This window comes from Rhodococcus sp. KRD197 (assembly GCF_017168235.1).
Lineage (GTDB): Bacteria > Actinomycetota > Actinomycetes > Mycobacteriales > Mycobacteriaceae > Rhodococcoides.
On sequence record NZ_JABFAO010000016.1, the window covers coordinates 128,922 to 143,301 of the forward strand.

Annotated in this window: 14 protein-coding genes and 1 rRNA gene; all 15 read left to right on the forward strand. The window is 65.4% G+C overall.

All coding sequences use genetic code 11. The features are described from left to right. Nucleotides 1–6: 6 nt before the first annotated feature. The 15 genes from rrf (at nucleotide 7) to scpB (ending at nucleotide 14,374) form a co-directional block, all read left to right on the forward strand. Nucleotides 7–123, forward strand: a 5S ribosomal RNA gene (gene rrf, locus J1M86_RS22495). Nucleotides 124–264: 141 nt separating this feature from the next. Further along, nucleotides 265–1,191: a hypothetical protein gene (locus J1M86_RS22500; protein ID WP_206511419.1), complete on the forward strand. Its 927-nt coding sequence runs from the start codon at nucleotides 265–267 to the stop codon at nucleotides 1,189–1,191. Next, nucleotides 1,188–2,213, forward strand: coding sequence for an HAD-IIA family hydrolase (locus J1M86_RS22505; protein ID WP_307786716.1), 1,026 nt, complete (start codon nucleotides 1,188–1,190; stop codon nucleotides 2,211–2,213). The genes J1M86_RS22500 and J1M86_RS22505 overlap by 4 nt, the downstream gene beginning before the upstream one ends. A 52-nt stretch (nucleotides 2,214–2,265) precedes the next feature. Continuing rightward, complete coding sequence (locus J1M86_RS22510) at nucleotides 2,266–2,481, forward strand: hypothetical protein (RefSeq protein ID WP_075837526.1); 216 nt, start codon at nucleotides 2,266–2,268, stop codon at nucleotides 2,479–2,481. A 1-nt stretch (nucleotide 2,482) separates the two neighbouring features. Continuing rightward, entirely contained in the window at nucleotides 2,483–3,334 is an 852-nt protein-coding gene (locus J1M86_RS22515) for a TlyA family RNA methyltransferase (protein WP_206511420.1), read from the forward strand. Beyond that, entirely contained in the window at nucleotides 3,334–4,272 is a 939-nt protein-coding gene (locus tag J1M86_RS22520; RefSeq protein WP_206511421.1) for an NAD kinase, read from the forward strand. The genes J1M86_RS22515 and J1M86_RS22520 overlap by 1 nt, the downstream gene beginning before the upstream one ends. A gap of 2 nt (nucleotides 4,273–4,274) precedes the next feature. Next, nucleotides 4,275–6,041 (forward strand): DNA repair protein RecN, encoded by a 1,767-nt coding sequence (gene recN, locus J1M86_RS22525; RefSeq protein WP_206511422.1) that lies wholly within the window; start codon nucleotides 4,275–4,277, stop codon nucleotides 6,039–6,041. 90 nt (nucleotides 6,042–6,131) lie between these two features. Further along, on the forward strand, nucleotides 6,132–7,316 hold the full coding sequence (gene steA / locus J1M86_RS22530; RefSeq protein WP_206511522.1) for a putative cytokinetic ring protein SteA: 1,185 nt from the start codon (nucleotides 6,132–6,134) through the stop codon (nucleotides 7,314–7,316). Continuing rightward, the gene (locus J1M86_RS22535; protein WP_206511423.1) at nucleotides 7,313–8,254 is read left to right on the forward strand and encodes a copper transporter; all 942 of its coding nucleotides are present in this window, start codon (nucleotides 7,313–7,315) and stop codon (nucleotides 8,252–8,254) included. The genes steA and J1M86_RS22535 overlap by 4 nt, the downstream gene beginning before the upstream one ends. Nucleotides 8,255–8,403: 149 nt before the next feature. Next, nucleotides 8,404–10,164 (forward strand): CTP synthase, encoded by a 1,761-nt coding sequence (locus J1M86_RS22540; RefSeq protein ID WP_206511424.1) that lies wholly within the window; start codon nucleotides 8,404–8,406, stop codon nucleotides 10,162–10,164. Beyond that, nucleotides 10,161–10,805, forward strand: a complete 645-nt coding sequence (locus tag J1M86_RS22545; protein ID WP_206511425.1) for an NUDIX hydrolase — start codon at nucleotides 10,161–10,163, stop codon at nucleotides 10,803–10,805. Before J1M86_RS22540 ends, J1M86_RS22545 begins: the two co-directional genes overlap by 4 nt. Nucleotides 10,806–10,811: 6 nt before the next feature. Beyond that, complete coding sequence (gene xerD / locus J1M86_RS22550; protein ID WP_206511426.1) at nucleotides 10,812–11,726, forward strand: site-specific tyrosine recombinase XerD; 915 nt, start codon at nucleotides 10,812–10,814, stop codon at nucleotides 11,724–11,726. 55 nt (nucleotides 11,727–11,781) lie between these two features. Then, nucleotides 11,782–12,864, forward strand: coding sequence for a ParA family protein (locus J1M86_RS22555; RefSeq protein ID WP_241260532.1), 1,083 nt, complete (start codon nucleotides 11,782–11,784; stop codon nucleotides 12,862–12,864). 3 nt (nucleotides 12,865–12,867) lie between these two features. Continuing rightward, nucleotides 12,868–13,707, forward strand: coding sequence for a ScpA family protein (locus tag J1M86_RS22560; RefSeq protein ID WP_206511427.1), 840 nt, complete (start codon nucleotides 12,868–12,870; stop codon nucleotides 13,705–13,707). Beyond that, nucleotides 13,700–14,374, forward strand: a complete 675-nt coding sequence (scpB, locus tag J1M86_RS22565) for an SMC-Scp complex subunit ScpB (protein ID WP_206511428.1) — start codon at nucleotides 13,700–13,702, stop codon at nucleotides 14,372–14,374. The genes J1M86_RS22560 and scpB overlap by 8 nt, the downstream gene beginning before the upstream one ends. Nucleotides 14,375–14,380 lie beyond the last annotated feature (6 nt).

Below are 14,380 nucleotides of genomic sequence, written 5' to 3' on the forward strand. Positions count from 1 at the left end.
CAGAGTTACGGCGGCCATAGCGGAGGGGAAACGCCCGGTCCCATTCCGAACCCGGAAGCTAAGCCCTCCAGCGCCGATGGTACTGCACTCGACAGGGTGTGGGAGAGTAGGACACCGCCGAACACAACCTCACAAAAAGGGGACCCACCAAGGTGGGTCCCCTTTTTGCGTTTCTACAGACGGCGTGCGTTTCGATGCCACTGCCTGTAGGACGGACTCTTTCTGATTTCATTGGAACACCACGCACGACCGAAAGGAACCCCTGTGTCGGAAGACAGCAACGACCGCCGACCCTTCCGCGGCGACGGATCAGGTCGACCGGACGGTCCACGAGGGCGCACTGGCGGTCGGCCGGACGGTGCCGGACGCTCCGGAAACCCACGTCGCCCCGAGGGGGGATCCGGTGGACGTGACGATCGGCGATCGGACGGCCCCCCACGTCGGCGCGGTGGTGAAGGTGGATTCTCGGGTGATCGCCGGGCCGAAGGTGGATCCGCCGAACGGCGTCCGCCACGTCCCGATGAGCCCGATCTGCCCGACGAAATCGAAGCCGGCCAACTCGACCAAGCTGTTCGACGCGACCTGCTCAGCCTCGACAAGAACAACGCCACGGCAGTCGCCCGCCACATGGTGATGGCAGGAAAACTCGTCGACGACGATCCAGAGCTCGCGCTGCAGCACGCGCGCGCCGCACGTCAACGTGCAGGCCGCATCGCCGTTGTTCGCGAGACTGCGGGATTGACCGCATACCACGCAGGCGAATGGGCCGAAGCGCTCTCCGAGCTGCGCGCTGCGCGGCGGATGGCCGGTGGACCAGGCCACCTCGCGGTGATGGCCGACTGCGAACGTGGACTCGGCCGCCCAGAACGCGCCATCGAACTCGGACGCAGCGACGAAGCACGCCAGCTCACCGGAGACGAAGCGTCAGAACTTCGCATCGTTGTTGCTGGGGCCCGGATGGACCTCATGCAGTTCGACCAGGCCGTCGTCACGCTGCAAACTCCGGATCTGGATGCGTCGCGATCCGGAACTCCGGCTGCGCGTCTGTTCTACGTCTACGCTGACGCCCTTGTCGCGGCCGGGCGAGTGGACGAGGGCATCAAGTGGTTCCTCAACGCCGCCGCCGCGGACATCGAGGGTGAGACCGACGCCGAGGAGCGTGTCGAGGAGCTGTCCGGGAACAACCAGTGAGCGCAGCGAACGAGCCGATCGCCTCGCCTGCAGCGACCCTGCGCGAGTTGTTCGATGTGCTGCTACTCGACCTCGACGGCACCGTATATCAAGGCAAGAACCCCATCGAGGGGGCTGTGGACGCGCTGCGGCTCGGCAGCGAGAAGCAGTACTTCGTCACCAATAACGCGAGCCGTTCACCGTCGGATGTCGCCGAGCATCTCGTCGATCTCGGATTCGACACCTCGGAGAAATTCGTGGTCACGAGTGCCCAGGTCGCCGCGCGGATGTTGGCCGAGCGTATTCCGGCTGGGTCCGCCGTCGTCGTCGTGGGAACCGATGCGCTTGCGCAGGAGGTTGCACTCGTCGGGTTGAAACCGGTGCGTAGCGCCGACGAGGGCGCCGTTGCCGTCGTTCAGGGGCACAGTGCCGAGACAGGGTGGTCGATACTCGCAGAGGCCACTCTCGCGATACGCGGCGGAGCGCTCTGGGTCGCCGCGAATACCGACGCGACACTGCCCACCGAGCGCGGTCTGGCCCCGGGCAACGGCGCAATGGTGTCGGCAGTGCGGGCAGCGACCGGCCAGGAACCGCTGGTTGCAGGCAAGCCGGCTGCGCCGATCATGGACGATGCCATCCGCTCGAGCGGGGCGAGGCGGCCCCTCGTGGTCGGTGACCGCCTCGATACCGACATCGCCGGCGCCAATGCGACGGCAATCGCATCCTTGCTCGTCCTCACCGGTGTCAGCAGCGCTGTGGATGTACTTCGCGCGGACCACAGTGAACGCCCACATCACATCGGATTCGACCTCGACATCCTCAACCAGAGCGCCGACACGTCCGCAATCGGGCCGAAACCTGGGTGGTCTGCCGAGATCGAGGGCGACGTTCTGGTCATCGTTCACGACGGCACTGCGCCAATCGACACGCTCGGCGGGCTACTGACGGCTACGGCCTCGGCCTGGGAGAACACAGGTTCGTGGAACAGCATCCGCGTGCTCGGCGCCGGGACGGACGAGCTGCGTCGTCTCCTCGAACTCTGACGATCGAACGCGGGCGGGCGTCCATCGGACCGATCCGATAGCGTTGGCGGCAATGAGCGCGCCGATTCCACTTCCAGGACAACATCGCCCGCACGGTCCAGAGACCGTTGCGGTGGATCCGGACGTGGTCCAGGCCGAGGTCGACCGTCTCCTCGACCGGCTGCCGACAGACGGTGACGCGCCGATGGACCTGACGGTCCAAGCGCAGATTCTCGAACGAGCCCACGACGTCCTCGTCGAGGCACTGTCCTCCGTGGACAAGAGCTGATATGGCGCGACGCGCACGCGTCGACGCCGAACTCGTACGTCGGGGTCTGGCGCGCTCACGTGAGCACGCCGTCGAGCTGATCGATGCGCGTCGAGTCAAGATCGCCGGCACGTTGGCCACCAAAGCGGCCACTGCCGTCGAAGCGGGTACACCGCTGGTGGTTCTCGTCGAGGACAACGAGGTGCACTGGGCCTCGCGTGGCGCTCACAAGCTCCTCGGCGCCCTCGAGGTGTTCGAGCGAGGCGGACTGTCGGTCGCCGGCAAACGCTGCCTCGACGCGGGCGCGTCGACAGGCGGTTTCACCGACGTTCTGCTCAGCAAGGGTGCCCGCGAGGTGGTCGCCGTCGACGTCGGTTACGGCCAGCTGGTGTGGCGCCTGCAATCGGACGACCGAGTTCACGTCATCGACCGCACCAACGTGCGTTCGATCGACGCGGAGACGATCGGTGGAGCGGTGGATATGATCGTCGCCGACCTGTCGTTCATCTCGCTCGAGCTGGTCCTTCCGGCGTTCGTGGCATGTTCTGGACCCGGGGCGGACATGGCGTTGATGGTCAAACCACAGTTCGAGGTGGGCAAGGACCGCGTGGGCTCGGGCGGGGTGGTCAGGGATCCGGAGTTGCGGATGTCCGCGGTGGTGAAGGTCGCGTCGGCGGCCGCCGGACTCGGTCTGGCGTTGCAGGATGTGACGGCAAGTCCGCTGCCAGGGCCCTCGGGCAACGTGGAGTACTTCCTGTGGCTACGATCGCTGGCCGATGGCCCCGACGCCAGCACCAACGATGGCCCCAAGGGCGAGGTCGAACGCGATATTCCAACTGCTGTACGCCGCGCAGTCGAGGAAGGACCACAGTGATGCCGGAGTCGGAATCCGCGCGCGAAGTTCTGCTCGTTGCCCATCCGGGACGGCGTGATATCGCCGACACCGCACGAAGAGTAGGAAAGGTCTTCGAGGAGGCCGGAATTTCACTTCGTGTCCTCGTGGACGAGGTCGACACCTCCCGCATCGAGGCGCAGGGCGTCACCCAGGGCGTCGGATCCGACCTACAACTCAACGTCGTCGAATTCGGACCGGAAGCGGCCCTGGGGTGCGAACTGGTTCTCGTCCTCGGCGGCGACGGGACGTTCCTGCGCGCCGCCGAAGTTGCGCAAGCTGCCGACATACCGGTCCTGGGAATCAATCTCGGCCGCATCGGATTTCTGGCCGAGGCCGAGGCGGATCATCTCGAGGACGCCTTGGCGCGTGTGGTCCGTCGCGACTACCGCATCGAGCATCGCATGACCCTCGATGTGAGCGTCCGGGTCGGAGACAGGGTGATCGAGCACGGCTGGGCGCTGAACGAGGCGAGTATCGAAAACGGTTCGCGGCTGGGCGTGCTCGAGGTCGTACTGGAAGTCGACGACCGTCCGGTGTCGGCTTTCGGGTGCGACGGTGTGCTGATCTCGACGCCGACGGGTTCCACGGCCTACGCATTCTCTGCAGGTGGCCCCGTGGTGTGGCCGGAGCTCGAGGCCATCCTGGTGATTCCGAGCAACGCGCACGCTCTTTTCGCGCGACCGCTGGTGACCAGTCCGGAATCGGTGATCGCCGTCGAAACCGATGGCGGGGGCCACGACGCCCTGGTGTTCTGTGATGGCAGAAGAACGATGAAGCTACCCGCGGGCGGACGTGTCGAGGTCATCCGAGGCGCCACACCGATCAAGTGGGTTCGGCTGGACTCGGCACCGTTTGCCGATCGTATGGTGACCAAGTTTGCATTGCCCACCTCTGGGTGGCGGGGGAGAGCGAGGTAAGCATGCTCGAAGAAATTCGAATCGACAGCCTCGGTGTCATCTCGGCGGCGAGTGCGCAGTTCCACGAAGGTCTGACGGTGCTGACGGGTGAGACCGGTGCCGGCAAGACCATGGTCGTCACCAGCCTGCATCTGCTCTCGGGCGCGCGGGCGGACGCCGGGCGGGTGCGGTTGGGTGCCGATCGGGCGGTGGTCGAAGGACGATTCAGTACCGAGACTGCGTCGGCGCAGGTGGTAGACGAGGTCGAGAGAGTCCTCGAATCTGCTGGTGCGCAACGTGACGAGGACGAGTCCATAATTGCGCTGCGTACCGTGGGCGCAGACGGACGCTCGCGCGCCCACTTGGGTGGCCGAAGTGTTCCCGCAGCTGTGTTGTCGGGGTTCACCGATTCGCTGCTCACCGTGCATGGCCAGAACGACCAGCTCCGGCTGCTGCGATCGGATCGCCAACTCGAAGCACTCGACCGCTTCGCCGGGGAGTCCGTCGCCGGTCCGCTGAAGAAGTATCGCGCCGCCCGGTCCCAATGGCTGGCTGCGAGAACCGAACTGATCGATCGCACCGAACGCAGTCGAGAACTCGCACAGGAAGCCGATCGACTGCAATTCGGGCTCCAGGAAATCGATGCTGTCGCCCCGCAGCCGCAGGAAGATGTCACCATCTCCGCCGACGTGCGTCGACTGGGTGACCTCGATTCGCTGCGGGAGTCGGCAGAGGGCGCCGGGGCCGCACTCGTCGGTGCATCCGACGATCTCGGCGAGAGCGTCTCGGCGCTGCATCTGCTCGGCGCCGCACGCACTCGGCTCGAAAGTGTCGACGACGCGGTTCTGACGGACCTGCTTCCTCGGCTGAACGAGGCCATGGCTGTGGTGACCGATGTCGGAGCCGACATCACCTCCTACCTTTCCGACCTGCCCTCGGACCCGAGTGCCCTGGAGACGCTGCTGACCAGGCAGGCCGAGCTCAAAGGCCTGACCCGCAAGTACGCCGCAGACGTCGACGGCGTGATCGCGTGGGCGGAGGACGCACGTGAGCGGCTGTCGAGGATCGACGTCTCGGCCGACGCGCTGGCCGAGTTGTCCACACGAGTGAAGGAGACATCGGAGCAGGTCGCCGCCGCTGCGAGCAAGCTCTCGGCCGCACGGAGCAAGGCCGCGGTCAAGCTCGCGAAAGCGGTCAGCGGCGAGCTCGCCGGTTTGGCGATGGGCAAGGCCAAGATCGAGCTCGATCTCCGAACCATCCCCGCGGGACCGCAGGATTCCGCGCCCTTGACCGTCGACGGAGTCGACCTCCATGCAGGCAGCAGCGGCGTCGACGAGGTGGAGTTCAAGCTGTCCGCGCATGACGGCGCGCAGGCGCTCCCGATCAGCAAGAGTGCCTCCGGCGGTGAGCTCTCCCGGGTAATGCTGGCACTGGAAGTGGTGCTCGCTGGTTCGGACAAGGGCGCGACGATGGTGTTCGACGAGGTCGACGCCGGAGTGGGTGGTCGCGCGGCCGTCGAGGTCGGCCGTCGTCTGGCGCGATTGGCCCGCACGCACCAGGTCATCGTCGTCACCCACCTTCCTCAGGTGGCGGCATTCGCCGACACGCATCTCGTCGTCGACAAGTCCGATGCCAAGAGGGGCGCCGCGAACAGCGGTGTGAAGACGCTCTCTGCAACCGAACGTGTCGTAGAGCTCGCCCGTATGTTGGCCGGTCTGGACGATACGGAGACAGGCCGAGCCCACGCCGAGGAGCTACTGGCGACAGCACGGGCAGACCGCGAACGCTGACCCCGGCACTTGTTGCAGATGTGAACAGTGTGGTAGTTGTTTCGGCGCGCCTCCAACGTCGGGTGTGTCGCCGGAGTCATCATGAAGAACATGAAGATGCCGGCACTGTTATCACGTAGTCAGGATTCGTTGCCCGGGATCAGCGGTATCGCCCGGGTCGATCGCAACACAGCCAAGCTGCTCAAGCGTGTCGGTCCGGGAGATGTCGTCGTTCTCGACGAACTCGACCTGGATCGCCTGACGGCAGACGCGCTCGTCGAGGCGGGGGTGCTGGCCGTCGTCAACGCCTCCCCGTCGATATCGGGCAGATACCCGAACCTCGGCCCCGAGGCCATCGTCGCCAACGGCATCATGTTGATCGACTCCGCGGGCTCCGAGGTCTTCAAGAAGATCAAGGACGGATCCAAGATCCGCCTCAACGAGGGCGGTATCTACACCGGGGATCGGCGACTCGCCAAGGGCGAGGAGCAGAGCGAAGCCGAGATCTCGGACAAGATGATCGAGGCCAAGACCGGTCTGGTGGATCACCTCGAGGCGTTCTCGGGCAACACCATCGAGTTCATCCGCAGCGAGAGCCCGTTGCTCATCGACGGCGTCGGCGTACCGGATGTGGACATCGTGCTGCAGGACCGCCACGTCGTCGTGGTCGCGGACGGCCCCGGTCATGCCGAGGACCTGAAGAACCTCAAGCCGTTCATCAAGGAGTACGCACCGATCATCATCGGTGTCGGCGCAGGCGCGGACACCGCGATGAAGGCGGGCTACCGTCCCGACCTCATCGTCGGTGATCCCGAGGACATCACGGCCCAGACGCTCAAATGCGGCGCGGAGGTGGTTCTTCCGGCCGACTCCGACGGGCACGCCAACGGACTGGAACGAATCCAGGACCTCGGTATCGGCGCCATGACGTTCCCGGCGACGGGTGCACCCGCAGATCTGGCGTTGCTCCTCGCCGATCATCACGGTGCCTCGCTCATCGTCACTGTCGGCTCTCCTGCGAGTCTCGACGAGTTCTTCGATCGGGGACGCCGGAACACCAACCCCGCAGCCTTCATGACCCGGTTGAAGGTCGGCGCCAAGCTTGTCGACGCCAAGGCCGTGGCAACGCTGTATCGCAGTCGTGTGTCGGGCGGAGCCATCGCGCTGCTCGTTCTCGCGGCGCTGGTTGCGATCATCGTCGCTCTCGTCGTGTCCAACATGGGCGGCGAAGTTCTCGACTGGGCTGTCCAACTGTGGAATTCGTTCGCAACGTGGGTTCAGGGGCTGCTCGAGTGATTTCCATGCGTCAACACGCCATCTCGATCGCGGCGATCTTCATTGCACTTGCCATCGGAGTGGTGCTCGGGTCGGGACTGCTCTCGAGCGGACTGGTCTCGGGATTGCGCGATGACAAGTCCGATCTCGAGAACGAGATCGGTGCGTTGCAGGAAACGAACAACCGGCTCGGCGAGCAACTCAATGCCGCCGACAGCTTCGACGACGCGGTGTCCGGCCGCGTAGTACGTGACGCGCTGGCCGATCGCAGCGTCGTGGTGATCACCACCCCCGACGCCGATCCCGGTGATGTCGACGGCATCGAGAACGCGATCGGAGCGTCCGGCGCCGCCGTGACCGGACGCGTCTCGCTCACCGACTCGTTCGTTTCCGCTGCCAGCGGCGACGATCTGCGAACCAGACTGACCAACGTGGTACCCGCCGGCATTCAGTTGCGTACGGGAGCGGTCGATCAGGGCAGCATGGCGGGCGACTTGCTCGGCTCGGTGCTCCTGCTCAACCCGGAAACGGCTCAGCCGCAGTCCTCGCCGGAAGAGCTGGCGCTGGCGCTGGAAACGTTGCGCAGCGGCGGGTTCATCGCCTACGACAACGGTGCAGTCGCCCCCGCTCAGCTCGCGGTGCTCGTCACCGGTGGCAGCAGCAGTGAGGACGGCAATCGCGGTGCAATCGTTGCGAGGTTCGCCGGTGGCCTCGACGGCAGAGGTGCCGGCACGGTCCTGGCCGGTCGAACCGCGGCTGCCGAGGGCAACGGCCCCATCGCGGTCGTGCGCGCCGACGCTGCATTGTCGGCCGGGGTGAGCACGGTGGACAACGTCGATCGTGTGGCGGGCCGCGTCACCACCGCGTTGGCTCTCCAGGAACAGCTGGACGGCGCTGCCGGTCGGTACGGAACGGGACCGAACGCCACAGCCGTCACCGTCGGAGCCCCGGCTCTGTAATTTCCGCGCTCACGCGTGCCGTTCGCGATGGATCCGCGCAAAGGTGTTACCGTGAAGTCCCGTGGGTAGCAGGCCCATTTTTCACGCATTACCTCTCTTGCCAGCTCTCTGGCAGGAGCAAGCCCTGCAGAGTGGTCACGGGAGCATCATTGTCACGCCTTCAGTCGCGATCTGACACAAAGCACATCTTCGTCAGTGGGGGCGTCGCGTCCTCGCTAGGCAAGGGCCTGACGGCGTCAAGCCTCGGCCAGCTGCTGACAGCACGTGGTCTACGCGTCACCATGCAAAAGCTCGATCCCTATCTCAACGTCGATCCCGGAACGATGAACCCGTTCCAGCACGGTGAGGTGTTCGTCACCGAGGATGGGGCCGAAACCGACCTCGACGTCGGCCACTACGAACGTTTCCTCGATCGTGATCTCTCCGGTTTCGCCAACGTCACCACCGGACAGGTGTACTCGACGGTCATCGCGAAGGAACGTCGCGGGGAGTACCTCGGCGACACCGTTCAGGTCATCCCGCACATCACCGACGAGATCAAGCGTCGCATCCTGGCGATGAACGGCCCGGATCTACAGGGGCATCTACCCGACGTCGTCATCACCGAGATCGGCGGCACCGTCGGCGACATCGAGTCGCAGCCGTTCCTCGAGGCCGCCCGCCAGGTCCGCCACGATGTGGGCCGGGAGAACGTCTTCTTCTTGCACGTCTCCCTCGTTCCGTTCCTCGCTCCGTCCGGTGAGCTCAAGACCAAGCCGACGCAGCATTCCGTGGCCGCGCTTCGAAGCATCGGTATTCAGCCCGATGCGCTCATCCTGCGCTGCGACCGTGAGGTCACCCCCGGGCTGAAGAACAAGATCGCGCTGATGTGCGATGTCGACGTCGACGGATGCATCTCCACCCCGGACGCGCCGTCGATCTACGACATCCCCAAGGTCCTCCACAAGGAGGGACTCGACGCCTACGTCGTTCGCAAGCTCGGATTGCCGTTCCGTGACGTCGACTGGACGGTGTGGGGCGGTCTCCTCGAGCGCGTCCACGAGCCCCGCGAGACGGTGCGGGTCGGACTCGTCGGCAAGTACGTCGATCTGCCCGACGCCTACCTGTCGGTCACCGAGGCGTTGCGCGCCGGCGGTTTCGCGCACCGCGCCAAGGTGGAGATCAAGTGGGTGCCCTCCGACGAGTGCGCAACACCTGCTGGTGCCCAGGCAGCGCTCGGTGACGTCGACGCCGTGCTCGTTCCCGGCGGGTTCGGTATCCGCGGTATCGAAGGCAAGCTCGGCGCCATCGAATACGCCCGTGTCCGCAAGGTTCCGCTGCTGGGTCTGTGTTTGGGTCTGCAGTGCATGGTCATCGAAGCTGCGCGGTCGGTCGGACTCACCGACGCCAACTCGGCCGAGTTCGAACCGGAGACCGATTACGCCGTCATCTCGACGATGGCGGACCAGGAAGATGCCGTCGCCGGTGAAGCCGACCTCGGTGGCACGATGCGACTCGGGGCGTATCCAGCGACGCTGCTCAAGGGATCGGTAGTTGCCGGTGCCTACGGCACCACGGAGGTCTCCGAGCGCCATCGTCACCGCTACGAGGTCAACAACACCTACCGCGATCGGATCTCCAAGAGCGGACTGGTCTTCAGCGGAACCTCGCCGGATGGTCATCTCGTCGAGTTCGTCGAATTGCCTGCCTCGACGCACCCGTTCTTCGTCGGCACGCAGGCTCATCCTGAGCTCAAGAGCCGTCCGACCCGTCCGCACCCGCTGTTTGCGGCGTTGGTCAATGCAGCGCTGAAATACAAGGCGGCCGAACGGCTTCCCGTCGACATTCATGGTGACGGTGGCAGCGACGAGCAGGCCGGCACGGACTCGGAGTTCCCGGTGTCGGGAGCCACCGCCGAGAGCATCGGATGACCGAATCGCCCGAGGGGACGCGTTTCGAATTCGCCACCGTCGGAACGAGGACCGTCTACGAGGGCGCAATCCTGGCGCTGCGACTCGACCAGGTCGAGATGCCCGGGGGACGCGTCGCCGAGCGTGAAGTGGTCGAGCACCACGGCGCGGTCGGTGTCGCTGCCGTAGACGATCAAGGCCGGATCGCGATGATCGAGCAGTACCGTCACCCCATGGGCCGTCGCTTGTGGGAGTTGCCTGCGGGATTGTTGGACGAGATCGGCGAGCCTCCGGTGGAGGCAGCCAAGCGTGAGCTGGCCGAGGAAACCGGTCTCGCCGCGGAGCGGTGGTCGGTGCTCGTCGATGTCGCAGCGTCACCGGGATTCACCGACGAGATCGTTCGGATCTTTCTCGCCGAGGGATTGAGCGAGGTCGATCGTCCCGAGGCCGAGCACGAGGAAGCCGATATCGTGCTCGAGTTCGTCCCGCTCACCGAGGCGGTCGAGCGCATATTGTCCGGGGATATCGTCAACGCCTCGGCCGTCTCTGGGATACTCGCTCTTGCCGCACATCGGGCCGGTTCGACGGCCCTTCGCCCCGCCGACGCTCCGTGGCCGGATCTCCCGACTACCTTCGAGCGTCGGAAGAATCCGCGCGGGTAGTCGCCCGTGCTGGCAGACCAGATATCGACCTACCTCGACCACCTCGAGGTCGAGCGCGGTGCTGCCAAGAACACACTGTCCTCGTACCGCCGGGACCTTCGGCGGTACGAGACCTTTCTGTCCGGGCACCGGATCGACGATCTGGACCGGGTGAGCGAAGGCGATGTGTCGGCGTTCGTCGTCGACCTGCGCCGGGGGAGCGAGGAGTTCCCGCCGCTCGCCGCGAGCTCGGCCGCTCGAACACTCATCGCCGTGCGCGGACTGCACAAGTTCGCGGCGGCCGAGGGGATGACTCGGCTCGACGTGGCCAGCGCCGTCAAGCCGCCCACGCCGAGCCGTCGGCTGCCCAAGTCCCTTCCGCTCGACGACGTGATCGCCATACTCGACTCGGCAGGCGTCGAAGGCGAGGATGCACCGCGCGGGCTGCGGGACAAGGCCCTGCTCGAGCTGCTGTACTCGACCGGAGCGCGGATCTCCGAGGCGGTGGGACTCGACGTCGACGACATCGATACCGACAATCGGTCGGTTGTGCTGCACGGTAAGGGAGACAAGCAGCGCCTCGTGCCCGTCGGCCGCCCCGCGATCGAAGCGATCGACGCCTATCTCGTCCGAGGCAGGCCCGCGCTGGCGAAGAAGGCGACGCCGGCACTGTTCCTCAACGCGCGCAGCGGTCGACTCTCGCGTCAGAGCGCATGGCAGGTTCTGCATTCCGCCGCGGAAAAAGCGGGGATCGCGACGCCGGTGTCGCCGCACACGCTGCGCCACTCCTTCGCCACCCACTTGCTCGACGGCGGCGCCGATGTGCGAGTGGTGCAGGAACTCCTGGGCCACGCATCGGTGACCACGACGCAGATCTACACGCTCGTGACCGTCAACACGCTGCGAGAAGTGTGGGCTGGGGCGCACCCGCGCGCCCGCTGATGGTTTTGCGCGTGTCCGGCGAAGGTGCCGCACGTGTACGCGGTAGCGTTAACCGTTGGCAGTACACACGCCAACCGAAGAATGGACAGGGGGCGCTGAGGAAGTGTCGACACCGCAGCCGCCAGCGGCGGAGTCAGGCCCAGGGCAGATGGCGCCGCGCGTTGCCGATACGTCGTACCGGTCCTACGAGGCGGTTCCCGACGGCCTGTCGACCGAGCATTCCCACAGTGACGGCGCCCTGTTCCACACGCGCCAACCCGAAACCAGCCGTGAGACACGAGACGTCGTTCCGGCGGCCAACGAGCTGGGTCCGACCGGGCGCAAGACCCGCGAGGTACCCCAGCCGACGCCACTCTCGAGCCATGGCCCGGCCAAGGTCATCGCGATGTGCAATCAGAAGGGCGGCGTCGGTAAGACCACGTCGACCATCAATCTCGGTGCCTCGCTCGCCGCTTACGGGCGCCGGGTCCTCCTCGTCGACCTCGACCCGCAGGGCGCGCTGTCCGCGGGCCTGGGCGTCGCGCACCACGAACTGGACCTGACTGTCTACAACCTGCTGGTGGAGCCGAAGATCTCCGCGGACGACGTGCTCATGCGTACCCGCGTCGAGAATCTCGATCTGCTGCCCAGCAACATCGATCTCTCGGCCGCTGAGATTCAGCTCGTCACGGAGGTCGGCCGCGAGCAGACCCTCGGCCGGGTGCTGCACCCGGTGCTCGATCGGTACGACTACGTACTGATCGATTGCCAGCCTTCTCTCGGCCTGTTGACGGTCAATGCCCTGACGTGCGCCGACGAGGTGCTCATTCCGATGGAGTGCGAGTACTTCAGTTTGCGCGGACTCGCCTTGCTCAACGACACCGTCGAGAAGGTGCGCGACCGGCTCAATCCGCGACTCAAGCTCGCGGGAATCGTCGTCACGATGTTCGATGCGCGCACGCTGCATTCACGTGAGGTGATGACGCGGGTGGTCGAGGTGTTCGGTGATGTCGTCTACGACACGGTGATCACCAGGACCGTGCGTTTCCCGGAAACCAGTGTAGCGGGGGAGCCGATCACCACGTGGGCGCCCAAATCTTCTGGCGCACAGGCCTATCGGGCGTTGGCCCGAGAGGTGATCTACCGGTCCGGCCCGTAGTCGATGACGCAGTCCGTTGCCGAGAACGTCGCCGTCGAGGTCCCTGAAAACGAGGATCCGTCGCGGTTTCGCGTTCGCTTGCTCAACTTCGAAGGCCCGTTCGATCTGCTGTTGACGCTTATCAGTCAACATCGCCTCGATGTCACCGAGGTGGCGCTGCACACCGTCACCGACGATTTCATCGCGTTCACCAAGAGCCTCGGCCGCGAGATGGGGCTCGATCAGACCACCGAGTTCCTCGTCGTCGCAGCCACGTTGCTCGACCTCAAGGCCGCCAGGTTGCTGCCGTCCGGTGATGTCGAGGACGCCGAGGACCTGGCGTTGCTGGAGGTACGCGACCTACTGTTCGCGCGGCTGCTGCAATACCGCGCGTACAAGCAGGTGGCGCAGTTGTTCGGAGAGCTCGAAGCTGCTGCTCTGCGGCGTTATCCGCGGTCGGTCTCGGTGGAGGATCGCTACACCGACCTCATCCCCGAGGTGCTGCTCGGCGTCGACCCGGCTCGTTTCGCCGATATCGCGGCTGCCGCGTTCCGGCCCAAACCGATACCCAAGGTCGGTCTGGACCACATTCATCAGCATTCGGTCTCGGTCCCCGAGCAGGCGCGGTGGGTGCTCGAACGACTCGAAGCCAAGGGCGAGAACATGTGGACGCCGTTCGGCGAGCTCACCGAGGGATGTGAGAGCACCGTCGAGATCGTGGCCAGATTCTTGGCGTTGCTGGAGTTGTTCCGTGAGCAGGTGCTCGCATTCGATCAACCGGAGCCGTTGGGGGAGCTGATGGTGAGCTGGACGGGGAAGGCGAAGTCCGACGAGGTTGTCGTGGCGGCGGTGGACTATGGATGAACTGACGAACGAAGTCGCCGAGGACGAGCACGAGCTCGACGACGCCACGCTGGAGTCCGCGCTCGAGGCCGTGTTGCTCGTCGTCGATTCGCCCGCGTCGAACGAGCTGTTGGCGTCGGCGGTCGGCAGCGATGTCGCCCGGATCAAGCCGATGCTCGAGCGGATGGCCGCGAGATTCACCGAGCGTGGCAGCGGAATCGACCTTCGCTACGCCGGCGACGGGTGGCGTTTCTACACCCGCACGGTCTACGCGCCGTACGTCGAAAGGCTCCTTCTCGATGGTGCTCGGTCGAAGCTCACACGTGCGGCACTGGAGACTCTCGCCGTTATCGCATATCGTCAACCGTTGACCCGCGCGCGAGTCAGCGCCGTGCGAGGAGTCAACGTAGACGGAGTGATGCGCACGTTGCTCGCTCGCGGTCTGATTTCGGAAGCTGGAGTCGACCCGGAATCGAATGCCACGATGTACTCCACCACCGAGCTGTTCCTGGAACGGCTCGGCCTGGCTTCACTGACGGATCTGCCTGAACTGGCGCCGTTGCTGCCGGGAGTGGACCTGATCGACGAGATCAGCGACAGCATGGATACCGACCCGAGAGTGACCCGCTCCACCAAGAACCGCGGATCGAAACCCGATCCGGTAGCCGAGCTCGACTCGGACGACTGATAGGTA